28 protein-coding genes and 2 riboswitches are annotated in these 24,135 nt (G+C 37.7%); of the genes, 1 reads left to right on the forward strand and 27 read right to left on the reverse strand.

Annotated elements, in window-relative coordinates; all coding sequences use genetic code 11:
- Positions 1-19: 19 nt before the first annotated feature.
- The 6 genes from fliF to K364_RS0107435 all read right to left on the reverse strand — a co-directional run bounded on the left by fliF (position 20) and on the right by K364_RS0107435 (position 4,197).
- Complete coding sequence (fliF, locus tag K364_RS23165) at positions 20-1,549, reverse strand: flagellar basal-body MS-ring/collar protein FliF (protein WP_028307506.1); 1,530 nt, start codon at positions 1,547-1,549, stop codon at positions 20-22.
- A gap of 68 nt (positions 1,550-1,617) precedes the next feature.
- Positions 1,618-1,914, reverse strand: coding sequence for a flagellar hook-basal body complex protein FliE (gene fliE, locus K364_RS0107415; protein WP_051533864.1), 297 nt, complete (start codon positions 1,912-1,914; stop codon positions 1,618-1,620).
- Positions 1,915-1,922: 8 nt separating this feature from the next.
- Positions 1,923-2,351, reverse strand: a complete 429-nt coding sequence (gene flgC / locus K364_RS0107420) for a flagellar basal body rod protein FlgC (protein WP_028307508.1) — start codon at positions 2,349-2,351, stop codon at positions 1,923-1,925.
- 2 nt (positions 2,352-2,353) lie between these two features.
- Positions 2,354-2,764 (reverse strand): flagellar basal body rod protein FlgB, encoded by a 411-nt coding sequence (gene flgB / locus K364_RS0107425; protein ID WP_028307509.1) that lies wholly within the window; start codon positions 2,762-2,764, stop codon positions 2,354-2,356.
- A gap of 229 nt (positions 2,765-2,993) precedes the next feature.
- Positions 2,994-3,081, reverse strand: a riboswitch (cyclic di-GMP riboswitch).
- Between the two features lie 98 nt (positions 3,082-3,179).
- The gene (locus K364_RS0107430) at positions 3,180-3,596 is read right to left on the reverse strand and encodes a hypothetical protein (protein WP_156946418.1); all 417 of its coding nucleotides are present in this window, start codon (positions 3,594-3,596) and stop codon (positions 3,180-3,182) included.
- A 70-nt stretch (positions 3,597-3,666) separates the two neighbouring features.
- Entirely contained in the window at positions 3,667-4,197 is a 531-nt protein-coding gene (locus K364_RS0107435) for a hypothetical protein (RefSeq protein WP_028307511.1), read from the reverse strand.
- A gap of 135 nt (positions 4,198-4,332) precedes the next feature.
- Between K364_RS0107435 and K364_RS0107440 the strand changes: the two genes are divergently transcribed.
- Positions 4,333-4,590: a glutaredoxin domain-containing protein gene (locus K364_RS0107440; RefSeq protein WP_028307512.1), complete on the forward strand. Its 258-nt coding sequence runs from the start codon at positions 4,333-4,335 to the stop codon at positions 4,588-4,590.
- A 142-nt stretch (positions 4,591-4,732) separates the two neighbouring features.
- On the opposite strand, the gene K364_RS0107445 is transcribed toward K364_RS0107440, so the two are convergent.
- The 21 genes from K364_RS0107445 to K364_RS0107545 all read right to left on the reverse strand — a co-directional run bounded on the left by K364_RS0107445 (position 4,733) and on the right by K364_RS0107545 (position 23,978).
- A complete protein-coding gene (locus K364_RS0107445; RefSeq protein ID WP_028307513.1) occupies positions 4,733-5,977 on the reverse strand; it encodes an HD-GYP domain-containing protein in 1,245 nt (414 codons plus the stop codon).
- A gap of 37 nt (positions 5,978-6,014) precedes the next feature.
- Complete coding sequence (locus K364_RS26610) at positions 6,015-6,437, reverse strand: flagellar basal body-associated FliL family protein (protein ID WP_028307514.1); 423 nt, start codon at positions 6,435-6,437, stop codon at positions 6,015-6,017.
- A gap of 102 nt (positions 6,438-6,539) precedes the next feature.
- A riboswitch (cyclic di-GMP riboswitch) is annotated at positions 6,540-6,623 on the reverse strand.
- Positions 6,624-6,823: 200 nt separating this feature from the next.
- Positions 6,824-7,078, reverse strand: a complete 255-nt coding sequence (locus K364_RS0107455; RefSeq protein ID WP_051533865.1) for a DUF4321 domain-containing protein — start codon at positions 7,076-7,078, stop codon at positions 6,824-6,826.
- Between the two features lie 144 nt (positions 7,079-7,222).
- Complete coding sequence (locus tag K364_RS0107460) at positions 7,223-7,522, reverse strand: hypothetical protein (RefSeq protein WP_028307516.1); 300 nt, start codon at positions 7,520-7,522, stop codon at positions 7,223-7,225.
- 387 nt (positions 7,523-7,909) lie between these two features.
- A complete protein-coding gene (locus tag K364_RS27555; RefSeq protein WP_028307517.1) occupies positions 7,910-9,430 on the reverse strand; it encodes a flagellin N-terminal helical domain-containing protein in 1,521 nt (506 codons plus the stop codon).
- Positions 9,431-9,590: 160 nt separating this feature from the next.
- On the reverse strand, positions 9,591-9,971 hold the full coding sequence (gene fliS, locus K364_RS0107470) for a flagellar export chaperone FliS (protein WP_028307518.1): 381 nt from the start codon (positions 9,969-9,971) through the stop codon (positions 9,591-9,593).
- 19 nt (positions 9,972-9,990) lie between these two features.
- Positions 9,991-10,362 (reverse strand): flagellar protein FlaG, encoded by a 372-nt coding sequence (locus K364_RS0107475; protein ID WP_028307519.1) that lies wholly within the window; start codon positions 10,360-10,362, stop codon positions 9,991-9,993.
- A 21-nt stretch (positions 10,363-10,383) separates the two neighbouring features.
- Positions 10,384-10,797: a flagellar export chaperone FlgN gene (flgN, locus tag K364_RS0107480; RefSeq protein ID WP_156946420.1), complete on the reverse strand. Its 414-nt coding sequence runs from the start codon at positions 10,795-10,797 to the stop codon at positions 10,384-10,386.
- Positions 10,798-10,802: 5 nt separating this feature from the next.
- The gene (gene fliD / locus K364_RS0107485) at positions 10,803-12,320 is read right to left on the reverse strand and encodes a flagellar filament capping protein FliD (protein WP_028307521.1); all 1,518 of its coding nucleotides are present in this window, start codon (positions 12,318-12,320) and stop codon (positions 10,803-10,805) included.
- A gap of 19 nt (positions 12,321-12,339) precedes the next feature.
- The gene (locus tag K364_RS0107490; RefSeq protein WP_051533866.1) at positions 12,340-12,723 is read right to left on the reverse strand and encodes a flagellar protein FlaG; all 384 of its coding nucleotides are present in this window, start codon (positions 12,721-12,723) and stop codon (positions 12,340-12,342) included.
- A 16-nt stretch (positions 12,724-12,739) separates the two neighbouring features.
- Positions 12,740-12,967: a carbon storage regulator CsrA gene (gene csrA / locus K364_RS0107495; RefSeq protein ID WP_028307523.1), complete on the reverse strand. Its 228-nt coding sequence runs from the start codon at positions 12,965-12,967 to the stop codon at positions 12,740-12,742.
- Between the two features lie 2 nt (positions 12,968-12,969).
- On the reverse strand, positions 12,970-13,425 hold the full coding sequence (gene fliW / locus K364_RS0107500; RefSeq protein WP_028307524.1) for a flagellar assembly protein FliW: 456 nt from the start codon (positions 13,423-13,425) through the stop codon (positions 12,970-12,972).
- A gap of 38 nt (positions 13,426-13,463) precedes the next feature.
- A complete protein-coding gene (gene flgL / locus K364_RS0107505; RefSeq protein WP_028307525.1) occupies positions 13,464-14,378 on the reverse strand; it encodes a flagellar hook-associated protein FlgL in 915 nt (304 codons plus the stop codon).
- Between the two features lie 15 nt (positions 14,379-14,393).
- Positions 14,394-15,971, reverse strand: a complete 1,578-nt coding sequence (gene flgK, locus K364_RS0107510) for a flagellar hook-associated protein FlgK (protein ID WP_028307526.1) — start codon at positions 15,969-15,971, stop codon at positions 14,394-14,396.
- 10 nt (positions 15,972-15,981) lie between these two features.
- Positions 15,982-16,479, reverse strand: a complete 498-nt coding sequence (locus K364_RS0107515; RefSeq protein ID WP_028307527.1) for a flagellar protein FlgN — start codon at positions 16,477-16,479, stop codon at positions 15,982-15,984.
- A gap of 15 nt (positions 16,480-16,494) precedes the next feature.
- Positions 16,495-16,767, reverse strand: a complete 273-nt coding sequence (gene flgM / locus K364_RS0107520; protein ID WP_028307528.1) for a flagellar biosynthesis anti-sigma factor FlgM — start codon at positions 16,765-16,767, stop codon at positions 16,495-16,497.
- Positions 16,768-16,933: 166 nt separating this feature from the next.
- Positions 16,934-18,076 carry a protein-glutamate methylesterase/protein-glutamine glutaminase gene (locus tag K364_RS0107525; protein ID WP_028307529.1) on the reverse strand — a complete coding sequence of 381 codons (1,143 nt, stop codon included), beginning with the start codon at positions 18,074-18,076 and terminating at the stop codon, positions 16,934-16,936.
- Complete coding sequence (locus tag K364_RS0107530; RefSeq protein ID WP_028307530.1) at positions 18,076-20,187, reverse strand: chemotaxis protein CheA; 2,112 nt, start codon at positions 20,185-20,187, stop codon at positions 18,076-18,078. Before K364_RS0107530 ends, K364_RS0107525 begins: the two co-directional genes overlap by 1 nt.
- Before the next feature lie 12 nt (positions 20,188-20,199).
- A complete protein-coding gene (locus K364_RS0107535) occupies positions 20,200-20,691 on the reverse strand; it encodes a chemotaxis protein CheW (protein ID WP_028307531.1) in 492 nt (163 codons plus the stop codon).
- A gap of 204 nt (positions 20,692-20,895) precedes the next feature.
- Positions 20,896-22,116 carry a D-alanyl-D-alanine carboxypeptidase family protein gene (locus K364_RS0107540; RefSeq protein ID WP_028307532.1) on the reverse strand — a complete coding sequence of 407 codons (1,221 nt, stop codon included), beginning with the start codon at positions 22,114-22,116 and terminating at the stop codon, positions 20,896-20,898.
- 83 nt (positions 22,117-22,199) lie between these two features.
- Positions 22,200-23,978 (reverse strand): flagellar assembly protein A, encoded by a 1,779-nt coding sequence (locus K364_RS0107545; protein WP_028307533.1) that lies wholly within the window; start codon positions 23,976-23,978, stop codon positions 22,200-22,202.
- Between the last annotated feature and the right edge of the window lie 157 nt (positions 23,979-24,135).

The raw sequence follows: 24,135 nt of genomic DNA on the forward strand, positions 1-24,135 counted from the left end.
CCTAAACTCACAGTATAATTTAGTCTTCCATAAGCCACTGCTTCAATAATGCAGCTGTTTCTTCTGGTTTTTCCTTGGCCACTTTTTGTACTTTTTCCTGTTTTTTTACTGCTTCATCCTTTGGTTTAGGAGGTTCAATCTCTTCTTCCATCTGTGCTATAGGAATTGGCCTTTCCATAACCGGCTCTCTTTTAAAGGCTTCTCCAAGGCTTCTAATAATTATTAAAAGTAATATAAATCCCAAAATTATTGCTAAGGCCTTAAAACCCCAGCTTATATATATTTTAATTTGTTCCTCTTTCTTTTCTTGTAAGGCCATCATAGCCATCTGAGCTTCGGATTCCTGCAATGCTCTTTTATCAAACTCCATGCTCATTACTGCAATCTGGTCTCCCCTCTCTGGATTAAACCCTATTGCTGCAGCTACAACTTGTCGAATTGATTCAACCATTTCATCTGTTAGTGTACCGTCAATAGCTACAGCAGTTGATAGAGAAACAAGCCTTCCCGGAGCATAGACTACTGTCTCTTGAAGCTGATCTAGTTCATAGTTGGTTATTCTTTCGGAAATACTGCTACCACTATCCCCACTCTCTAATTCAGGATATATGGTGCCTAAATCCTGAAGATTATCCTGGCCTACAACCCCACCTTGCGTACGATTGACATGCTGCTCATCAATAGTTTGTTCACTTCGAATGTGGGATTGTCCGAATTCAATTCTTGTAACCTCCCGATGATCATAATCCAGGTCGGCATTGACCATGGTAACTGACTTACCACTGCCCAGCATTTGTTGTAAAAGAGCCTGAACTCTCTGCTCTAAATCCTTTTCGAACTTTCTTTTTTGTTCAAACTGTTTACCCTGGGAAACTATTATACCTCCCCCATCATCAAAAAGACCCTCGCTTAAAATAACACCCTGGGTATCAATAACGTGAACATTTTTGGGGTCCAGCTTATCCACACTTCCGGCAACCAAGTTTATAATTGCCATTACCTGATCCGGACGCAGGCTAGACATTGGAGCAAGCTTAACTACTATAGAGGCAGTAGCCTGCCCCTGTTCCTTTATAAATAAACTCTGCTCAGGAATAACTAAATGGACCCTGGCTTGTTCAACTGCTTCAAGCTGGATAATTGTTCGTCTAAGCTCTTCCTGTAATGCTCTTTGATAATTAAGCTGTCTTTCAAAATCAGTAATTCCCAGTTTACTCTGGTCAAATAATTCAAAGCCAGTACCTCCAGAAGCAAATACACCCGAGGCAGCAAGCTGCAGTCGCAGATCATAAACCTGATTTGCAGGAACCAAGATAGCAGTGCCTTGATTAGCTAGTTTGTATGGGAGACCCATCTCTTGAAGCCTGGCAACAACTTCTCCTGCTGCATTAGGTTCCATGCCCGTAAAAAGCTCAGCATACTCAACCTTTGTGAACCACTGTACAAAAAAAACAGCAGAAAGAAGCACTGCCACGGTCATAACAATCAAGATGGTCCTTTGATTCTTGGTCAAGGCTTCCCACTTTTCCCTAATAACTGATAAATTCATTTGCCATCTCAACCCCCACCAATTCTACATTACTAACGAATAAATATAATACAATGAAATAAAAATTACTAAATTTGCATTTTGCTTAACTCTTGGTAAGCCTCAACAAGTTTATTTCTAATCTGCAGGGTAAGCTGCATTGCAATCTCTGCCTTTTCAGTTGCTATCATAACCTGATGCAGCTCCACATCATCACCTACTATCATTTTTTTCGTTAAGTTATCAGCCTCTATTTGGAGTTCATTTGCTTTATTAAGGCTGTTTTTTAAAAAAGCTGAAAAGCTATCTTGCGATTCTTTAGATTTAATGTTTTCTGCCATGCGAGGCAGATTTAGAGGTTGTACCTGAAATAGTGATACTCTCATTTAATCCCTTAGCCCCTTCCTATTTCCAAGGCCTTTAAAGCCATAGTTTTAGTAGCATTTAAAACCGTAACATTGGCCTCATATGCTCTAGTTGCTGTTATCATATCAGCCATCTCTACTGCTAAATCAACATTGGGCATTGCAACAAATCCCTTTTCATTTGCATCTGGGTGACTGGGATTATAGACCATTCGCGGCGGAGACTGATCTCTAACAATTGCCGCAGCTTCTACACCCTTATTTATAAATTTCCTGCCATTATTAGTCATTTCTCTAACTAACTTTTCTTTAAAAACTACTGCTCTTTTTTGATATGGCCCACCATCAGAAGTTCTAGTGGTACTTGCATTTGCAATATTGTTGGCTACAACATCTAATCTGAGTCTTTCGGCTGTAAGTCCACTTGCACTTGTGTTTAAGGTATTAAACAATTTCATGCTTACCTTCTCCCTTCAGAAATTGTATGCTTCAGTATGCCTATTCTTTTATTCAACTGGGATATAAGGCTATTATAATATATTGAATTTGCGGCCATTTTGGTCATTTCCTGATCCAAGTCAACATTATTATTATCAGGTCTCATGCTTTGGGAATCATTTTGAAGAACTCTTGGTTTAATTTCTAAAAGGGCAGGATATTTATGAATATGTTCAGGATGGGTCCTTGTCAAACCAACACTACCAGACTTTTTTAATGCAACCCTTAACTCATTTTCAAAGCTAACCTCTTTCCTCTTATAACCTGGTGTGTTAACATTGGCAATATTGTTAGCTATGGCACTCTGCCTGACTGAAGAACCATCCAGGGCTTTTTGCAAGGCAATCATAACATCACTTCTTAACACATTCATAAAGGCCTCCTATAAAGCAGTTAGCAAACTGCAAAGTGTTAATCTAAACACTAAAAACCATTTATACCCAATAAGATAGATTCAACAGAATAACCAAATATCCTGCAAAATTTGACATGTTTTTTGTAAAAAATCGGCATTTAAAAAATGCTAATTACTGACAACTGTTCTACAAAAATAATAAACCTAATCAGCCATGACTCCAGCAGGCAGCTTAGGTTTAATAACCAATTGCAACCTGGCAGTCCTAGCTATCAAGAAGCCTTAGACCCATGGCTTTGCGTCACCATTTTTCAATGGTTTTGCCCATATATTTTGCTATAATAAGACAATATTCTATATTAAGTCTAATTTTCCTGCTAAGTCCTCCCACTTTTTGTAAAAAAATAAAAGCAGCTTATTCAGCCACTTCCTTTTATAATGACTCGTGTATTTTATCAACCCTATCCTTGTTGCCATCTATCTTGGTTTTAAGCAGATCTACATTGTCATAGGTAATCTGTTTGCCTTTTTCCAGATTAAATCGCAAATTATTGATTTCAGTTAAAATACCAAATAGACTGCTGTTGGGTATTTTATCAACAACCTGTTTGTCAAACTTTTCTATTCCCAGCAGTTTTACAATCTTCTCTTTTATTTCTTCAGATTGCTTTCCCAGCTGCTCTCTCAATTCTATATAATCATTAATTTCTTTTAATAACTGGTTCAACTCATTCCATTTTTCTTTCTGTATAAGCTCCTGCTGTTTAGTTAAAGCCTGGTTTATTTGCTTTAAAAGGTCATTTTGTATATATAAGCTCTGTAAATACTTATGTAAAACATTATTAAGCATACAACTGCTGACCCCCTCATTGTGCAGCATAAGACTCCACCTCAACCCACAATTAAAGCGTAAATTCATATTATATATTCTGTTCCCACTTGTCAAGCTTTTCCATGATTAAACCATATGTTTTTTGAGAAACTTCTGGCAAACCTCCCAAGAGTTCCTCCACTTGTCTAAAGCCTTCTTTTATAGCAGCTTTTAATTCATCAAGCTTTGATTTATCCCCTCCGCTAATAGCAACAGCAAACTCAACAATTCGATTGCTCACAGCCTCTGCCCCTAATGGCCCATCGTCAGCAATAAGCCTAGCAGCATCATTTCTTAGGCTTTCTTCTTCAGCAGCCTTTATCTGCCCATCTCCTCTTCCTTGGCCGCGTATTAACTCCGATACTATCCGTCTTAAGGTTTCGTAAGCCTTTTCACTTTCATTTTTTAACCTCTGTATAGACACCTGATCATACTTTGCAGGCTTTCCATAAGTAATATTTTCTTTGTTGGATGGAATGTAACCGTCCCCTTTTTCTAGCTTTTTGTTTACTTCCTTTTTTTCGTCCCTTTGCTTTTTTAACAAATAGTTCTCAGCCGGACTGAATGCTTGGATTTTCATTGGGCACACCCCCTTCACCCTATATATCGGCTGAACATTCCAATACTTTAGCGGTTTTACTGGAACAAAGGTGCAATTTGTGCTACAATTCATTGAAAACACCTTTCTAATATATAAGGATATGGAGGATAAGCTATGCAAAGCATTACAATTTACAGCACCATGAACTGCCCTTATTGTGTTGCAGCAAAGAACCTATGTATTAATAAGGGATTGGATTATAAGGAAATCGATTTGACTAATGACCCTGATGAGCTTGCTAGAATTAAGGAACAAACTGGGATGCTGACAGTTCCACAGATCTTCATAGGTGAGGAGTTCATAGGAGGATATACTGAATTAAGACAGCTAAATGATGCAGGTGAGCTGGATAAAAAACTCCTCAAGGATTGACACAGTTAAAGGTGCCCGAGGCACCTTTATTTAGTCTATTATAGATATTACTGCACCTTATACTCACCACTAATACAATCTGCTGTAACAAAAACCTATCTTTTTCTTCTAAAAAGGTTCAATTCTTTTTAATATATGCTTCTTAGCTGTGCAGCAGGGGGAGAACCTCGATTATATGTAAATTCCTTTCCTTGGCCAGATTAATAAAGACATTTTCTGTTTTAACAAGGGGTCTTGATATAAATTCTGTACTACTTACAAGAATTACAGATGCCTTTTCACCATTGCTTAGAATAACGTTATTTCCAATATAGCTGCTGGCTACATTATAAAGAAATGGCCGCAGATAGGTTATGTCAAACTGTCCTATACAATCATTTTCAAGATAATTCAAAATTGTAAAAGGGCATTCTTTTTTCGCATAAGGGCGGTCTGCAACCATTGCAGAATAAACATCAGCAATGGCCACAATTTTTCCAAATACACTTATCTTCCCACCATTTATGCCCATTGGATATCCTGTACCATCGTATCTTTCATGATGCATTAATACCCCAAGAACAACTTCTATTTCTAGATCAGTTATATTCTTTAATATTTCATATCCGTATTGACTATGCTTTTTAACCAGACTGTATTCTTGTGATGTTAATGAACCCGGTTTATCCAACAGATGCTTATCTATTTTTGATTTTCCTATATCGTGTAGGACACCTGTTTTGGCTAACAGGGAAACGGACCTGTCATCTAGCCCAACCCATTTGCCCAGCAATGAGGCTAACAAGGCAACATTTAAGGAATGGGCATATAGATAATCATCTTTGCTGATGGTTTTTTCAAGTATTTCAAGGGGCAAATTGGTGTTGGCCTGTTCAGCTATAGACCCAGTTATTTCCTCTACATATTTCACGTCTAAGGGGTTTCCAGACCCTACCTCTTGAATCAGCTTCTTAATTTTATTTTTATCAACCACATACCCATTATCAACATATCTATGTATTAGGGTTTCGGTCTCTATAAGCTCATTACTGGAAGCCTGATTTTTATAGACTAATACTTCCTCAAAATTTAGCTTCTGCAGCACATCTATGAAATGATCAGTTAACACACTGCCCTTGGAAATGAGTTCTGTCCCATATGCCGACACAATATCCATAGCTAAAACCATTCCAGGAATTAAATCCTTTACGCTAATATACTCAGTATTTCTTTCCGCTCCAACCATGAAATACTCTCCTTCGCCATTTAATATCATATAGCTGATTATGCCGTTTTCTTGAATTTCATTTTCTAACGCGATTTTTTCCTGGGGACTCAAGATATCTCCATTATTGTAAAAGGTTATTAAGTCTTCAAGCAAGTCATTATTTATTATAAAATCATCCATATTAGCACATACCTCCTTTTACTAAGAACCCCTCCCTTTAGTTAATCAATATTTCCTGAAAATAAACCCCTGTAGTTTTCACATTCAAACTATTATTGATTTTCATCTGCAGCATGTCTTTTAAAAGGTTCTCTTTCATCAATTCATTTACCTGCTTTTCAGTAAGGTCATTAAAGAAATTTATACAAATTTCTTTAATTTTTGCTGGATTTTGACTTAAAACTTGATATGTCTCACTTCCGCCTGCTTCAACAACAATAACTGCCTTTATATGAATTAGTTTTCTATTTACATCATCAAACTTTAGATGGGTTACTATCTCAATGGGATCAGTAAAATACTCATCCACATCTGCTGATCTTGCCAGTTTACCTTGAAGCAATACTGTAGCTAATATTGCTCCAGAACACAAAAGAAATACTATAAATATTACCATAATTTTAAAATTAAAATCCTTCACCCTGACACCCCATTCGTATTTATTAAAACTAATTGTTAAAAATAAAAAACCTAGTCTGCCAAGACAAATAGGGCAAACTAAGTTTAATCTGTAAGAACTGTATTTTGCAGTCTGGCAATCATACCCACTGGCTTTAGACCCATGACTTTGCGTCACCACCTTTCGGTGGCTTTGCCCTATTGTATATTTATTAACTTAAGAGTATAGTCCCACATGCCAATACCATGGTCTACCATGGTCCTATATTTTGAATATATTCTATATTTGACGACAAATTCCTTCCTATTAGGAAAAATATTTCCATATTTTTACGCGAAAAAGCTCCTGTTCTAATAATAGGAGCTTAAGATTAAACAGTGTTTTATATTAAATTGAAGGACAATAATTTATAATTTCCTATAGATCCAAAAAGCCAGCATCAGGCCAATAACACTTGCAAGATTAACCCTGATTAACAAGTCAATATCCCATACAATAATCATGAAATCTCCTGACGGGCTCCAGCGAATCTGCTGGCTTTCATAAATATATGGAACACCCAGCTTCCCTAAAATATCCCCAATAATTCCCCCTAACAACAAACCAATGACCAAGAGAACCAACAGTATCAATATAGAAGCTCCAGAAGTTGATCTTTTCACTTGCACACTCTCCAATTCTATGTATTCGTGTACGCATAACCTATATACATAGATTTAACAGTTTCAGCAAAATTCCTCTTTTTTTCTGCAATTTTGTAAAATATAGAAAATAAAAACCTAGTATTAATAACTAGGCGCACATACCTATACAATCTTCCGTTTGTTAATGGTTTCTCCTACTGCATTTAAGGTCCCCTCTACATGTGAAATGCGTAAATTTACGCTGTCCATCTCCGCTTTGAAGACCTGGTTGCTGTGCTCAATAGCTTTAACAACTTCAAAAATTTCATCCTGTCTTCTTTCCAACGAGAAAATTCTTTGATCCATTGCATCCAGCCTTTGATCCATTGCATCCAGCCTTTGGTCTATTGCATCTAGCCTTCCATCAATTGTACCTAATTTGTTTAATATAAGATCAAACATATTCTTCATATCTTTATCCAATTAACTCACCCCGCAAGCACTTCATATCCATATTATAACAGTTGGCTTTTTCTTAAACAAGTAATATTTATCCAATCTTCAAATTCACCATTTTCACTTTCCTTTGGCCTTCTATAGCATCCAATACATTTTCAATCTCTTGTTTTTAAATCTCTATTCCATTTTTCATTAATCTTTAAGCATTTAATTATTTGTTTAAATATCTGATGTAGTTTTTAAAATCATTCTCATTTTTGTGAATAAATGCTTATCTCATGTATAGAAAAAATATCTCTTCTTGATTTTTCATAACATTAATGTTTTCTTCATCCCTATCTCTGCTATAAAAATCAATTGAAAAAGAGTCAGGGAAATATTCCCCTGACCCTCTTTGTAATACTAAATTCATTATCTCAATAATTGAAGTACTGCTTGAGGTGCCTGGTTGGCTTGAGCAAGCATTGCTGTAGCAGCTTGCTGAAGGATGTTTTGCTTGGTAAATTCCATCATTTCCTTGGCCATGTCCACGTCTCTGATTCTTGATTCAGAAGCTTGTAGGTTTTCTGAAGATGTATCTAAGTTCTTGATTGTATGGTCTAATCTGTTTTGAGCTGCTCCAAGTTTGGATCTCTCTGCGGAAACGGTTTCAAGTGCATTATTTATAGTAGTAATGGCTAGGTTTGCAGAGCCTTGAGTTGAAATATTTAATCCTTTATGTGCAACAGCTTCTTGTGATACAGTACCGTCAGCTGCTATAATTGCTGAAGTTGATGCAGTCTGGGTTTGTGCAATAGCCGCGCTACTATTAGCAGTATAAGTTGTACCGGTTGCCCCAACAGCTGCAAATGCTGTTGCGTAGGTTGTTGCTCCACCTAAAGAGACAGTTGCTATCCTATCAGTTGAAGCATCCCCAACTACTACTGAACTTTGATTATTATACATTTTAGCAGCTGTTCCCACAGTACCACCAGTATCTGTTGAACCTAACTGGACATTAAAATACTGAGATGTGAGTGTTGCATTATATTGAAGTCCAGGTATACTTGTACTTACATCTGCATGTGAAGTCATAGTAATTGTTGCACCTTGGTATGTGAAAACAGAGTTTGCACCTGAACTATCTAACATTGCACCAGCATTTGTCCAAGTATTTCCTCCATCAATTGAATACTCAGCTGCTGTGACCTTTGTACCATCAGAAGCAGTAACTCGTATATTTAACGTAACGTCACTTGAACCAGTATATGAACCTCCTGCAGTTGCAGTGGTATTAGCTGTGCCACCAGTTACAGCAACTGCTTGTGTAGCAGCAACCTTTGCAATATTTACAAAGTAACCATTTAAGCCTTCAGAGTTGGTTGTTACTGAAAAATTTGTTCCTAATTCTGAACCGTATGTAACTGTTGTGTTCACAATATTACCAGCAACTCCAAGGGTTTTAGCATCCATAGCACCAATAGTCAGGCCTACACTTTGACCTTGGTTAGCACCAATATGGAAAGTATTATTAAGACCACCAGCTAAAAGGTTCTTCGTGTTAAACTCAGTTGTATTAGAAATTCTTGTAATCTCTTTAGCCAACTGATCTACTTCAGCTTGAAGCTTTGTTCGGTCATCAGCTGTATTGGTATCTGTTGCTGATTGTACTGCTAGCTCTCTCATCCTTTGAAGAATAGCATGAGTCTCATTTAAAGCACCCTCAGCTGTTTGAATTAAAGAAATACCATCTTGAGCATTTCTTGAAGCTTGGTTAAGACCTCTGATTTGCCCTCTCATCTTTTCAGAGATTGCAAGACCTGCCGCATCATCTCCAGCTCTGTTGATTCTAAAGCCTGAGGACAACTTTTCCATTGCTTTTGCGCCAGAGCTGTTGGTAATTCCCAACTGTCTATGGGTGTTCATTGCCATTAAGTTGTTGTTAATTCTCATTATATAAACCTCCTTGTTTTTTTGAATTGCAGCGTCCCTGCTGCAATATATGCCATATGCTAACCTATTGGGGCCCCAAGGTTATACATATAAACCCTTACAATATAGTTATCGGAATAATTATTAATAGATTTAGGCTATAATATGATTTTTTTAAAATTTATTGGTTGACAACCTTTGTTGTTTTAAGAATTTGGTTCCAGGTATTTCTTAAGTCAATTATCATAGTTAAAACTTCTTCAATAATAGAAGTATCCTTGTAGATATTTGCTTCAACAAGTCTGCTGTGCATATATTCATATAAATTAAATAAATTCTCAGCAATTTGTCCAGTTGACATATTTAGCCCGGACATTAGTCCCATTAAAATGTCTTGAGCTCTAAGGATGTTATAATGAGCCTCCTGAATGTTTTTAGCAGCTATAGATTCTAGAGCTTTTTTAAGAAATTTAATTTCACCATCATAGAGCATTAATACTAGTTTTTCTTGTGATACTGTGCTAACCTGCTGCTGAAGATATGTATTTACAGGTGAATTCACCGTTTCCCTCCTCCCTATATTAGACTGAATCATCCACAACAAAACCTTTAGGATCATCAATGTTATACAGTAATTGATAAACCTTTTCCGGATACACCTCACTTAACACTTTATCCACAGTAACATCTAAAACCTGAACCATCACATTGTCTCTTTTTAAAACTATTACAAAACGAATAGGTGCAGCAAATTCTTCTAAAAATTGATTTAATTTTTCAATTGCAAATTCTAATTTTTTCTTGTTTTTACCTTGCTTTTGCCCAGATTCATGCTTTTCTTTTGGCTGTTTCCGATCTACCTGCCTTGGTTGATTAGATTCATAAACTGTGGTCCGGTTTCTTTCTCTAATACGTTCCATAAGGATTGGGTCAACGCCTTGAATCTTTACCATTAACATCACCCCTTAAAAGGGCTATTTTTTCTTGTCGATTAAGATGCCTTCAATTGGAATTTCATCACCTTTGTATAAGGAATGGGTTTTTTTTAGGTAATGTGTTTGTTTCAGGAGTTCTGCCATGACATCTAATTCTTTTTTTAAGACATTTTTATTTTGTTCATCTATTTCTTTTGCCGTATTTAGTAAATTTATTATATCAGCTTTAAGATTGTCCACGTCTTGATTTCCATGCTCGGTAAAAGTCCCAAGATAATCATCAATTTGGTTTACCTTGGCTATTACCATATCCTTTTCAGTTAAAAGCTGCAGAAGCAAATCATAGTTCCTTGCTGCAATGGCGTGCTGCTCTTTCTGGGACAGGCTTAAAAATGTCTCGTAAAGTTCTTTTTTCTTTGTTAAGTATTGCTGGTAATTTAGTTTGTTTTTCATAGCAGCTACTGCCAATTCCTCATAAATTGCTGGTTCATCCACATGCTCTGAGAATACATCTGGTTTAGAGCCTTTTCCATTGTTGTAAATTGTCTCCAGTATCTATCCTCAATATTCTTCAGCCTGTTCTGCCATGAATCAATTTGTTTGTTTAAATTATTAAGCCTTTGTCCAAGCTGACTGTCATCCACCATCCTAAGACCGGTTTCCCTGCCAGCACTTTCAGTTATTTGCCTTGTTGCATCAATTACTACTCTATAAATTCTATCCCCGATTCCATTTTCCGCTGAATTGGTGCTTGTTTTTGTAAAAAGCTGTTTTACTCCCTCAAGATCCTCCTGCAAAGCTCTCTTAAGTTTAGTCTCATCTATATAAAGCTTGCCACCTTCATGCCAAGATCGAGTAGAAATACCAATGGCTGCAAGGGAGTTGTTTTGTCCGGTTAAATCCTGCACAGGCTCTGACAGGGCCCTGCGAATATTGGAAACAAAGTTTATTAGAATATTGTCATTTCTAAATAAACCACTACGAGCTTTTTCTTCCCATAGTTGGATTTCCTTCTCAGACATCTGCTCTTTCTGCTCATCACTAAGTGGTGGAAATGCCCTATAGGTCCTTTCTGACAATTTTTTGTTTACATCTTCAATAATTTCATTAAATCTTTCAACAAAGTCTTTAATTTGATTGAAAACTCCTTCTATATTGCCTGAAACTCTGACAGTAGCTGCTCCCTCGGCAAGGAGATTGAAGTTAATTTCTGTAATTGTAAAGGTATTGGATGCTTGGGCTAAGAGAGTTCCATTAAATGTAAAGGCTGCATCCTGCCCCTGGGCAGGTTCGCTAGTGTTAAAGAGCAGAGCACCAGCCAAAAATCCGAAGGGATTACCTGTTCCATCTTTTACCAGGTTTTCCCCTGTCAATATATCCTGCAGCTCTATTTTCTGAGCTGCTCCAGTTTGTCTGCTCATTAGAAAAACACGGTTAAGGTTGGCATCATAATTTGCCCTGACACCAAAATTTCTTTTGTTTATTTCATTAATAACATCATGAATAGTTGCCTGATTAACATTAAAGGTAAATGTCTCTGTCCTTTGTCCATCACCTATGGAAAAGGAAATAAGATTTTTATCCTCAGATGAATTGAGGTTAAACTGTTGAGTGAGAAACTTTTCTTCTGTATTATATGGATTGATTTCCCCACTAGTCTGGTAAGCACCTTTTGCCAGTTGGGCCACTTCCATGGTATAGATACCATCATTTGCTGCACCTGCAACACTTACATTCACTGCACCAGGGTTTGATGATGTAACATTTTTGACATTAAATGTAGATTGAAGTTTAAAATTAAACATCTGATCTCGAAAACTAAATAGCTTTCTATTTAAAGCTCTATAGTCCTCCTGCTTCCACTCAAGAAGGGTCTTTTGCTGTAAGAGCCTTTCCATGGGCATTCTTTCTGCACGCATTAGGTCCTTCACCATCTGGTCAATATCCATCCCTGAAGCAAGTCCACCAATTCGCATAATCTATCACTCCCCTCTTTTATGCCTTATCATCAACAATAATGCCTGCTGCTTCCCACATATAGGCTACTAAATCTAATACCTTTTCAGGAGGTATTTCTCTGATTATTTCATCTGTTGCCCTATCAAAGACCTTTACCATGATTTCCTTGGTTTTCTCGTGGATTGAAAATTCTAGTCTGGTATATCTGCTTACATAGGACTTATTTGCAAGCTCAATAGCTTTAATGACCTGCTGCTCAACATTTTCCCTGTCAGTATTGCCTTGCCCTCCTTGATCAATGGAGGCTCTGTTTACCATATCACTATTGGATGTATCCTTGTTTCTGTGGACACTGGTCACTGTTGGATTTAGGGCTTTTACAGGTCTTATATTTGGATCTGAAAATGTAGATATTTTCAACACAACACACCCCTTACTATTTAGAACTTTTAAAAATAGTAAAATCTATGTCTGCCTGAGAAGCATTTCCTGCCAACTGATTTTCCTTCTTAACTGCTTCTATAAGCTCTTCCCTGAATACACCTGTTTTCCTGGGAGCTGTAATCCCAAACTTTACCCTGTTCCCTTCTATTCCCAAGACAACTATTTTAATATCTCCATCAATTACAATACCTTCATTTATCTTCCTTGTGATTATCAGCATAATTATCCACTGCTAGCCTTTAATTTTTCTTTTGGTGGAAATAAAGGGTATTTTATATAGCTTGGCATCCCATCTAGAACAATTTGCTTTGCTTTTTTCTTTTCAAGGTTTATGATAATTGGTGCCAAGAGGTTGGTAGTAGCCTTTTTAAAGCCTTCTTTGGGTATAGTAACTATAGTATGCACTAACACATCCTCCTGTTTTTTTATTTCAAGTTCATCCTTTAAGCTTTCGTCAATATCAACATAGAAACCAAGTTGAATTGAAAATGGGTCAATTAGTAAAAAGGATAAACTTGGTTCGTCAATGGATTGAAGCCAGCTAAAGAATGGATTGTTTTCTACTGGAATAATTATAAAGCGCCTATTTTCTTCAAAAGCTAGAATCCCTGCGGGAAAAGTTATTATTTCTTTATCATCAATACTTATTTCACCAAACTGCCTGGTTTTTACCAGCATATTAGCACCTCATTTAAAATTTATATTACATGTGGATATTATTTTAGAAAATCCAATAATGTGGGCTGCAGTATTTGGGAACCTGATTTGATGGCTGCATGGTAAGCAGCTTCCTGTACTGAAAAGTCAATCATGGCACGGGCATAATCCGTATCTTCCAGTCCACTGAGGATTTTAGTAAATTCATATTGGGAGTTTAAGCTTCTTTGCAGTGCTGTTTCCATCCTGTTGCTTTTGGCACCCAGGCTGGCTCTTTCAGAAAGAACACCGTCAATTCTAACATCCATTTCACCTAATCGGTTTGAAATTCCAGAGGCATCACCACTTCTCATCATCTGTGCTAATTCAATTAACGTCTCATAGACTTTAGATTTTACCTCCCCACCTTCTTCGTATAGCTGAAAAGCATTTTGTGAAGCATTTATGGTCATCTGCACCCCAGGTGATACTTCATATTGAATCTCTGCAAAGTCACCCTTATACTCTATCTCCAGGGTGCCGCTATTTTTTTTAAGTTCAAAAGGAGGCTTGGTTGTGTAATTACCTCCAAAAATATAGGCATCTCCGTGGGTATTATTGGCTATCTGCGTAGTTTCTTCTATTAGCTGTTCAACCTCATCAGCCAATGCAGCCATTGCCTCGATAGTTAAAGTTCCACCTGCTCCATAAACAGCCAGCTCTCGAGCCCTCTGCAGTACATTAGTTAAATTTGCCAATGAATTCTCAGAGATTTCCAGCCAGCTCATTGCATCACGCATATTCTTGTCAAATTGTTCCATTTCATCCAGGGTTGTACGTATGGTCATAACCCTTGAAACTACAACTGGATCATCAGATGGACGATTAACCATTTTCCCAGAAGCAATTCTATTATGAAGTTTTTCCAAATAAAACTTGTTTCTATCTAGATTTTGCACAAAGTTGGTATGAAGCATTTTATTTGTTATTCTCATATTTAAACCTCCAAGTTAGGCTTTAAGGCCATTTACAATTGTTGCAGCAAGTTCATCTAATACTCTAATGTATCTTGATGCCGCCTGAAAGGCTCTATGATAGGAAATCATATTTGCTGTTTCCTCATCTATGGAAACACCTGAAACCTGTTCTTTTCTATTAGTTAGCTGATTTACTAGTGTTGTCTGGTTTTGGATCATTCTCTCCGCTTCCTTGGTGGCTACTCCGATCTCTGAAACAAAATTCTGGTAGAAGGTTTCAAGCTTAAGATCTCCAGAAGCATTACTTTGTAGTTTCCCGTCAGTATCTAATGTAAACCTTGCATTTCTTAACTGGGCAATGAGCAGAGCATTTTCCCTATTGCCGGGGTTAAAGGGGTCTCCACCTTCCACCTTGCCGGCTGCAATAAGACCAACATCCTTTTCTATGTCTGGATTTAAGAAAAGGTATTTTGCAGATAAGTAATCCTCCATTGCTGGATCACTAACATCTATAACATTTCCATTCTCATCCTTAAAAACGAATAAATCTATTCCAGTATTGTCTGGGGGGTCTTTTAAGTTTATGCCAGATGAATGTATTTCATTTAGTATCCTGGAAATGCCTTCTGCAAAGGTATCAAGTTTATTTTTGTAGTATGCTGCCGAGGTACTGTCAGGACTTGTATCATTGCCTGCACGCTGAATTCCATATATTTCTCCAGTATTAACAGCTAGGGTATGTGTGTCATTTCCGCTATCCACTAATGTAACTTCTAAGCCATTTCTTTCAAATTCTAAATGTCTTGATGCTAAACTCGGGTCAATTACATTCAAAAGAGCTGGATCACCATTTAAATCAGTTGTTCTAACTGTAACTGTTACCTCACCTGTGGCAATTATTCTGCCTGCAACCAAGGCTGTTACATCTTTTACTTCTATATCCATCAGTTCGGAGAGTCTATCAAGGAGAATGTCTCTTTTGTCCATTAAATCATTAGGGTTGTCCCCACCTGTTTTAATAAATTTGATCTGCTCATTAAGACTAGCTATCTGCCTCAAGAGAGAGTTGGCATCATTTATAGCTATTTCCATTTGTCTATCCAAACCCTCTTCAATTGTTTCAAGCCTTGAATAGCTGTGACGAAAGGCTTCTGCTAGAGCAATTCCAGTCTCTTTCACTGTGGTTCTTACTGGCGAGCTCTCTGGAAATTTGCTGAGCTCCTGCCAACTGTTCCAAAATGCACTCATCAAGGTGCTAAGTCCACTATCAGATGGTTCCAAAAATACTGTTTCTATCTGGCTTAGGGTATCATGTCTGGTTTGCCATTCATTGAGAACACCAGACTCAGCCCTTATCTGCCAGTCAATAAACTGATCTCTAATCCTTTTTACTTCAGAAATCTCAACACCAGTACCAAGCTGACCGGCACCCTTCCACCTGTTATTTGAAGGTACTGGGATTGCAAAGCCTGTGTGCATATTGACAACCTGGCGTGAATACCCAGGGGTATTGGCGTTTGCTATATTGTGACCTGTAACAGATATTGCTGTCTGTTGGGCTCTTAATGCTTTAACACCTATATTAATTCCAAAAAATATTCCTCCAGCCATGTTGTGCCTCCTAAATGCTTTTATTTAATGAATTAGGTACCTGTGACCGTTCAATCTGTCCGGACGATCCATAAGTTTTTTGGCCTTGTGGCTCTATACAGTCCATGATTTTCTGTACATACTTTAGTGATTGTTTTAAAAGCAGTCTTGACAGCTCATGGGTTTCCTCCAGTTTTTGATGGTTTTCCATAATATTATCAGAAAGTTTCTTTAGTTCTTTTTTATCCTCCCCTGGGACTATAAAAATAATATCTAACATCCTAATATCATCTTTACCAAGGATTGAACCTATCTCATAAACTAGCTCCCGACGCTTCTTTTCCTGGAGTGCTAGACTTCTGCCAAGCTTTTCCTGTATGGCATTAATATTATTTATGCTTTGTATATCATCTATCTTTAAGGCTTCAATCTGTTTTTCACCAATCTCTACAAGCTCCAAGATTAATTTGTTTTGTTCTTTTAGACATTCTATAATCTCTTGGATACGGCTGTTTAAATCTATTGTCATAATTTCCCTCCCAGGCTATATATTTTCAAGCATACCCTTTACAATATCTTCAGAGCTTACTTTGTATTCGCCCTTGTCAATCTTTTGCTTTAAGCCATCAACCACATTATTTCTAATATCTGGCAAAGAAATTGTTTTCCTAACAAGCTCCTTTATCCTTTTAGCTTCAGTAGAAATCTCAATTTTGTCACCCTGGGTACCCTTAGCAGCCTTACTTTCCTTAGCTTGCTTTTGTTGTGACTGATACAATTGTCCTGGAGTTATATTTGAAGGTCTGTTTATTTTCATAAGCTCACCACCCAATCTTTATAAAAAAGAAATGTTACTACTACTATCGGCAGGTTTTCAAAAAACTTTAGTTTTTAAAGAAAAAAGCAGGAAAGACAACAAAAAAGAGAGGGATTGCCTCTCAAAGTTTTTAGCGCTATGAAAAATTAATGTAGGCTAGCATTAATTAAATATCGTATTTATTCTTGGCAACTATACTCACTATTTCACTGCCCAACTCATCAAGGGGCAGGACCTTGTCTGCTATCCCTGCATCTACCACTGCCTTAGGCATGCCATAGACTATACAGGTTTCTTCATTCTGGGCTAGAATTAAACCCTTTTGCTTCTTTAAGCTTTTTAAACCCTGAAGGCCGTCATTTCCCATGCCAGTCATTATTACACCTAAAACCTTTGAACCCAAGGTTTCAACTGCTGACAGCATCATTACATCTACTGATGGTTTGAATAGAGTCTTTATAGGGGAATGGTCACTTAGACTGATTTGCAGATAACCAGACCTTCTGGTAAAGGTCAGTTGGTGGCCAGCCGGTGCAATGATCGCCCTGCCAGGCAGTACCATGTCTCCATCCTCACCCTCTTTGACCTCTATTTCGCACAGGTCATTTAATCTTTTTGCTAGCGGACCGGTAAATCCCTTTGGCATGTGTTGCACTACAACAATACCACAGGGAAGGCTCTTAGGTATCCTGGTTAGTAACACCTGAAGTGCAGTTGGTCCCCCTGTAGATGTACCTACTGCTACCAGTTCAATAGAACTGGTCGTCTTTATGGTTGTAGTTGCTCCAAGCTTAGGAGGTTTTAAGAATACAGGCTTTGGCACCATTACAGATGGACTCGGCCTTTCAGGTTGTGGTCCAGATGATTTAGCTAAGATTGAACCATTAATGGAGCAAACCTTTTTCACCGAAACCTGTGCAGCAGTCTTAACAGTATTTATTAGCTCAGAGGCAAGTTTAGGAAGCTCCTGCCTATTAGCTGGTTTTGCAACAAAATCAACAGCACCAAGAGATAGTGCCTCAATGGTCTGCCTTGCCCCTGCAGTTGTTAGGGAACTAAGCATAACCACAGGTACAGGGTTTTCACACATGATGAGCTTTAATGCAGAAAGGCCATCTAAACCAGGCATCTCAACATCCATGGTTACCACGTCAGGATTATATCTTTTAATTTTTACAAGAGCATCTTCCCCATCTCTAGCATAGCTTACCACTTTCAGAGAAGAATCACTTTCTAGCATTGTAGTAATGACCCGGCGCATAAAGGCCGAGTCATCAACAATAAGTACATTGATTTGTTTATCAGTCATTAGTCATCCATCCTTGTATGGTCCATCATTCCTCTTATATCAAGAATTAAGGCAACTGTTCCGTCTCCCATTATAGTTGCTCCAGCAAGACCAGGTATTTTACCTATATAATCCCCTAAAGTCTTAATTACTATTTCTTGTTCCCCAATGAGATCATCCACAATAATACCTATACGCTTCTCAGAGAGACCTACAACTACAACGGAATACTTTTCATTATCCAGTTTTTCAATTTTTAAATCTAATAGGCCTTGTAGTGTATAAAGGGGAAGAACATCACCCCTAACAACGGCAACCTCCTGTTTTGCAACAGTTCTTACTTCACTTAAAGGTATATCTACAATCTCCACCACATTTGCAAGGGGAAAAGCATAGACCTGGTTACCTAGCTTAACCAGCAGGGACCTATTGATTGCCAAGGTCAAGGGGAGTCTAATTGTGAATTTTGTACCTTTGCCTGGGTTAGTACTAATCTCCACCATGCCATTTATTCTTTCAATATGGTTTCTTACTATATCCATACCAACTCCCCTGCCTGAAACGCTGCTAACACTTTCTGCTGTGGAAAAACCTGGGATGAATATAAGGTTTAAGGCTTCCTTCTGAGTAAGACGCCCTGCTTTTTCTTCAGTAATCAAACCTTTAGACAAAGCCTTCTTAATAAGCTTATCAGTGTCTATTCCCTTACCATCATCTTCAACTGTTATGATTATTTGATTTTCCTGGTGAAATGCCTTTAATTTAACAGTACCCTTTGTGGGCTTGTTAGCTCTTTTTCGGACCTCTGGTGGCTCTATTCCATGGTCAATGGCATTTCTTAAAAGATGAATAAGAGGATCTCCAATTTCCTCAATTACAGTCCTGTCAAGCTCAGTTTCCCTGCCCTCAACTATAAACTCAATTTCCTTTTCTGCCTTTTGCGCAAGATCTCTAACCATTCTTGGGAAACGGTTAAATACCTGCTCAATGGGAAACATTCGGGCTTTCATGATCTCCTCCTGAAGATCGCCAGATATTCTACCTATATGTAATGATATTTCTTCTAATATTTCTAATAAATCTTCTGTACCATATTTAGCTCGCAGACTTTCCTCAACATCAGCCAGTCTAATTCTATCAATTACCAATTCTCCAACAAGATTCATAAGGTTTTCAAGTCTTTGAACATCCACCCTAACTGTTTGGTTGGTCTTAATAGCTTCCTGCTTTACCTCACCCTTCTTTTCAGCAAATAGAGTTGGGGCTTTAGAGTTTTCCTTTTCAATTTTAATAGGTTCTTCATCCCTTGCATCTAACTCATGGCTCAATTCCACTTCTTTAACCTTTACCCTATCGATTTCACTAACGGTTTTAACAATGTTTTCTATTCTATCTTTATCCTCCCTGGTTACAATAACCATTTGGAATTCCAAGTCAAAGTTTTCTGCCTCAATATCCTCAGTAGCTGGATGGGTTTTAATAATCTCCCCTAGATCTTTTAAGTTATTATAGACTATATAAGCTCTGGCAGCCTTCATTAGGCAATCTGGAACCAGGGCAACAAATACCTGCCACACCTTAAAACCCTTTATTTCAGCAGTTCTTATGAGATTTTCTTCTATTTCATCAAATTTAATAGCACCTTCTGTCTGCCATTTATTGAAAGATACAGTTGAGGTGTTATCGGAAACTGCAGTTTGTGCAGCTGCTGTTTCTTCTTTTACTTCCTTAGCTATCCTTTTACCCTCCATTACTGTTTTTAGTTTTTCAATTAACACAGAAACATCCAATTCTGAATCCTTGCCGCTAATAATATCTCCCTTTAACTCTTTCATCATATCCAGGCCTTCTAGGAGCAGATCTATGATTTCCGTTGTAACCTCAAGTCTATCCTGACGCAGTAAGTCAAGAACATTTTCCAGAGAGTGGGTTACCTCTGCCATTTTATCAAAGCCCATGGAGGCAGAGGAACCCTTTATTGTATGAGCTGCTCTAAAAATTAAGTTTAAAATATCTAAATCATCTCTATTCTTTTCTAAAAGCAGGATGTTTTCGTCCATGAGCTGAATTTGCTCATCTGCTTCATCTAGAAAAATATTAAGGTATTGGGACATGTCAAAATCAGAGGTCATTGTTTTACCTCCCTATGCGTCCTGAGCCAAAGCTACATCTTCAAGATGCTTTTTTTCTTTTTTATGTAAAACCTGATTTAGGTCAAGTAAAATTATCAACCTATCTTCTAATTTCCCAACACCTCGCAGGTATGCTGAGTCAACACCAGAAATTACTGGTGGTGGTGGATCAATACTATCTTTTGGAATACGCAGCACTTCAGATACTGCATCAACTATCATCCCAACTGTAACATTATCCACCTCCACTACCATAATTCTAGTATGGGAGGTTTCTTCAACGAATGGCAGGTCAAATCTTTTATGAAGATCAATAACAGGGATGACCTTGCCTCTAAGATTAATAACACCTTCTACAAAATCTGGCGTTCTAGGAACTTCGGTAATGGCCTGTACACGAATTATTTCTCTTACTGCAGAAATATCCACACCATAGGTTTCGCCTGACAGGTTAAAAACAACTAACTGCTCTTCCTCTCTTCGGACATTCTGGTTTGCATTCATTAACGTTCCTCCTTCTATCATGTTTCTTCGTAAATGTTTTTTAATATATGAGATCTTAAATATTACCTTTTATTTGTATAATTAGTTAATTTCAATAAAAATGCCATAATTCCTCTAAGTAAAGATAAAAAATAAATATTTTGTCTTATGCTGCAGGTTAATATGGATAAAAAAAACTGCACCTTGTAAGATGCAGGTTTTTGACTAATACATACGTGAGCTTCCATATTTGGGCTTGCCTACTCTATTCATATAAAGAGTTCTTCTCTTTCTAAGCATGTTAATTGCTTTTAGGAGCAAAATAAGGACCACTAGTCCAAAAAATACTAGAGTTGCTTTAACATATATGTCAACCCAGGTAATTGGTTTTTTCACATTTGTGCCTGCAATCAAACTAACACTTTCTATTATCTCATCATTTAGTACAAATTCCAGGCTTCCAATTACCTCACCCTTTTCTAGTGGCAAGTCTAAATTATGCATTTTTATCTTCCAGGTTGGAGTAACATCTGAATTCTTATTTGTTAAATACTCCACAACCTGTTCAGATAAAACTGGCACTGATTTTCCAGCCATATCAATTTGAAGTATCTCATCCCCCTGATCCACCAGCTTCAACTTATGAAAATTGTCGTATCCATAATCAAGTAATCTGGTAGAATCACTCCAGATTCTCTGGGAATTGCTTCCCAGTACAACACTTATTAAATCCATTCCATTTCTGTTGGCAGCAGTAACAAGGCATCTTCCAGCCTCACTAGTATAACCTGTCTTTCCGCCCAGAGAGCCCTCATACTGCCAGAGCAACTGATTTAGGTTGACAAGTTGGCTTTGCCAGTCCATACCATTCCAGTCTCTAGTTCTGGTACCTATTATTTCCTTTAATACAGGGTCTTCAAGAGCTGCTTTCATAATTAATGCTATATCATACGCTGTTGAATAGTGGCCCTGGGCAGGCAGTCCATTTGGATTAACAAAATTGGTAGAGTATGCTCCTAAATCTCTTGCCTTTTGGTTCATCATTTCTGCAAAACCTTCTACAGTACCTCCTATATGTTCGGCAATAGCTATTGCAGCATCATTCCCCGAGTTAAGCATGATTGCATATAAGAGATTCTCAAGGGTTTGGGTTTCACCTGCACGCAGCCAAACAATACTGCCCCTTGTACTCACAGCCTCCTGACTGACGGTGACCTCATCCTGAAGGTTGCCCTTTTCAATTGCTACCAGAGCAGTCACAAGCTTTGTAATACTAGCAGGCGATCTCTGATCCCTTTCATTCTTTGCCCACAACACTTCACCAGTTTCTGCATCCATTAGGATAGCTGCTTCACCAGCAATGTTTGGCTGAGCCATTGCACTAGAACTAAAAACAAAAATTAGAATTATAGTTAATATGGTGAATAGCATATACTGTTTTCTCATTGATGTCCTCCCCCATTAATTCTACATGCACAATTATACCATTATATTCGAGAGGATTTGACAGTCATTTTTTGGTGTTTTTCTCAAGACTCAAAATAAAGGGAGCTTTGCTGTTCAGAGACCTTCTCTATTCTTGAGCCGCATTTTAAAATTGTACCAGGATGGACAATGGATGACTTTATAAAGCTGTCCTTATCCACCTGTATGAAGGTCGGGATCTCAGCATTGCTTCCTATTTCTACAGCTTTAACCCACCCCTTGGCAGTAATGGACCCTCCCTTAAAAACACCTGGGCTTCCTGTGATTTCCACATTGCCTTTAGCAAAAATTTTTGTATTATAACACCCTTTTCCTTTCACTAGCACATCACCAGTAGTTTGAATATCACAGTTTTGTATATAAGGGCATTTTACATGTGCCTTATGGGAACTAGCCTCACCCATTTCCCCTATGAATTTTTTAATGTCTGTAAAGGTAATAGCCAAAGAATAATCAAATTCATTTAAATTTTTAACCTGTAATGGTCCCATGCCGCTTATTTTTCCCTGCCATGTTTTTACATGATTAATTACTTTTTCAAGACCTGATTTGTCCATTTTTTCGGCCACCATGAGTTTTTCAAGCTCAGCAAGGGTCTTCAACACCCCTGCCATCATGTTATATAGTCCTGAAAATTTCTGCTCAAGCAAAATCTTTAGTATAGCACCATCAGTAGTGTTTTGTTTGTTTTTTTGTATTGAGAGCTTCAGGCTCTTGGCTGCCTTTATAAACTTTTTCAGGTTGTCTTCCATAAGATTTAAGTCATCTTTGGCCTTTTGGAATACCAACTCATTTCCACCTGCTTTTACTACACACCCTACTAAATTGTTATGAACAATAATTTCTCTCCCTGCAATTAAGGTGGAGTTGGCTGCAAAGCCAAAAATTTCTATTTTACCCTTAGCCTGAACCTTCATACCGTCCATTACATTGCCTCGGATTAAAACATCGCCCTTAAATTTAATATATCCTTCTTTAGCATCTGCATCTCCCTCAACTGCATAGACGGGCAGTACAGAATACTTGCTGTTGTTTTTCTCAAGTCGGCCCTCAACGGCTGCAGCAAGAATGGTTCCTGAATTTTCATATTTGGTTCCTGGGCCTGCTATTAACCTGGCCTCCTTTGGCTTTGGAGGCGGGACCTCTATTCCGTTAACATTTACTCCACTTTCGCCTTCTTTGGATAAGTGCAGCCGGGCAATTCTCTGGTTTTCCTTGACTATTCTTATTATCCGATCCCTAATTATACCTTCTCCCTCATTTGGTGCATCAGAATTGTCTTCAATTGGAATAAGCTCCTCAACCCAACCATTTTTACCAGGAACATATGGTTTTCCCCTGGCTACTGTATGTTCCTTCCCTGGTTTTGCAATAGCCATTTCTACCATTTCTCTATCAATACCATAAACTATCATCTGGCCGTTTAGATACTCTAATATTTCCTGAGCTGTAAAAGGTTTTTCAATTGGTTTTGAATGAAGACAGTTTACAATTATTCTATTGCTTTGAGGTGTATCTTGAACATAGTACTCTTCCCCAGGCTTATAATTAACCAGCAAATTGGCTGTCATTTTATCAGATGATACAGTTAGTTCAAGTTCTCTGACAGGTTCGACTTTGTTGGGGATTATTACTATCCTTTGTTTACTGTTAACAAAGGTGGCTTCCTCTATAATGCTATTGTCCACCATAACAGAAACATTTTTTCCTGGAATTATGCAGGCCTCTTGAGTACTATTTATTGGGTCTGTTACATAAACCTTTCCATTTCCAATTGAGATTGTTCCGCTTTTAATTTCCATATTCGCCTCACATTCTGTCATAGTTTCTCACCGCCTTCACCTATCTCTTATCCATATTTAGGATTTCGTCATAATCTGACTTTTTCCTCTTAATATGAGAAAAATCATTAGAAATGATTAAATTTGGTACTATCTTATCCCACTGGGAATACTATTGTTAACGATTATTGAATTAAAG

This window comes from Desulfitibacter alkalitolerans DSM 16504 (genome assembly GCF_000620305.1).
Classification (GTDB): domain Bacteria; phylum Bacillota; class DSM-16504; order Desulfitibacterales; family Desulfitibacteraceae; genus Desulfitibacter; species Desulfitibacter alkalitolerans.

Coding starts and splice junctions, on each gene's coding strand:
- fliF (WP_028307506.1), bottom strand. CDS start 1,549: ATGAATTTATCAGTTATTAGGGAAAAGTGGGAAGCCTTGACCAAGAAT.
- fliE (WP_051533864.1), bottom strand. CDS start 1,914: ATGAGAGTATCACTATTTCAGGTACAACCTCTAAATCTGCCTCGCATG.
- flgC (WP_028307508.1), bottom strand. CDS start 2,351: ATGAAATTGTTTAATACCTTAAACACAAGTGCAAGTGGACTTACAGCC.
- flgB (WP_028307509.1), bottom strand. CDS start 2,764: ATGAATGTGTTAAGAAGTGATGTTATGATTGCCTTGCAAAAAGCCCTG.
- K364_RS0107430 (WP_156946418.1), bottom strand. CDS start 3,596: ATGCTTAATAATGTTTTACATAAGTATTTACAGAGCTTATATATACAA.
- K364_RS0107435 (WP_028307511.1), bottom strand. CDS start 4,197: ATGAAAATCCAAGCATTCAGTCCGGCTGAGAACTATTTGTTAAAAAAG.
- K364_RS0107440 (WP_028307512.1), top strand. CDS start 4,333: ATGCAAAGCATTACAATTTACAGCACCATGAACTGCCCTTATTGTGTT.
- K364_RS0107445 (WP_028307513.1), bottom strand. CDS start 5,977: ATGGATGATTTTATAATAAATAATGACTTGCTTGAAGACTTAATAACC.
- K364_RS27555 (WP_028307517.1), bottom strand. CDS start 9,430: ATGAGAATTAACAACAACTTAATGGCAATGAACACCCATAGACAGTTG.
- K364_RS0107475 (WP_028307519.1), bottom strand. CDS start 10,362: ATGGTAAAGATTCAAGGCGTTGACCCAATCCTTATGGAACGTATTAGA.
- flgN (WP_156946420.1), bottom strand. CDS start 10,797: ATGAAAAACAAACTAAATTACCAGCAATACTTAACAAAGAAAAAAGAA.
- fliD (WP_028307521.1), bottom strand. CDS start 12,320: ATGCGAATTGGTGGACTTGCTTCAGGGATGGATATTGACCAGATGGTG.
- csrA (WP_028307523.1), bottom strand. CDS start 12,967: ATGCTGATAATCACAAGGAAGATAAATGAAGGTATTGTAATTGATGGA.
- fliW (WP_028307524.1), bottom strand. CDS start 13,425: ATGCTGGTAAAAACCAGGCAGTTTGGTGAAATAAGTATTGATGATAAA.
- flgL (WP_028307525.1), bottom strand. CDS start 14,378: ATGAGAATAACAAATAAAATGCTTCATACCAACTTTGTGCAAAATCTA.
- flgK (WP_028307526.1), bottom strand. CDS start 15,971: ATGGCTGGAGGAATATTTTTTGGAATTAATATAGGTGTTAAAGCATTA.
- K364_RS0107515 (WP_028307527.1), bottom strand. CDS start 16,479: ATGACAATAGATTTAAACAGCCGTATCCAAGAGATTATAGAATGTCTA.
- flgM (WP_028307528.1), bottom strand. CDS start 16,767: ATGAAAATAAACAGACCTTCAAATATAACTCCAGGACAATTGTATCAG.
- K364_RS0107525 (WP_028307529.1), bottom strand. CDS start 18,076: ATGACTGATAAACAAATCAATGTACTTATTGTTGATGACTCGGCCTTT.
- K364_RS0107530 (WP_028307530.1), bottom strand. CDS start 20,187: ATGACCTCTGATTTTGACATGTCCCAATACCTTAATATTTTTCTAGAT.
- K364_RS0107535 (WP_028307531.1), bottom strand. CDS start 20,691: ATGAATGCAAACCAGAATGTCCGAAGAGAGGAAGAGCAGTTAGTTGTT.
- K364_RS0107540 (WP_028307532.1), bottom strand. CDS start 22,116: ATGAGAAAACAGTATATGCTATTCACCATATTAACTATAATTCTAATT.
- K364_RS0107545 (WP_028307533.1), bottom strand. CDS start 23,978: ATGACAGAATGTGAGGCGAATATGGAAATTAAAAGCGGAACAATCTCA.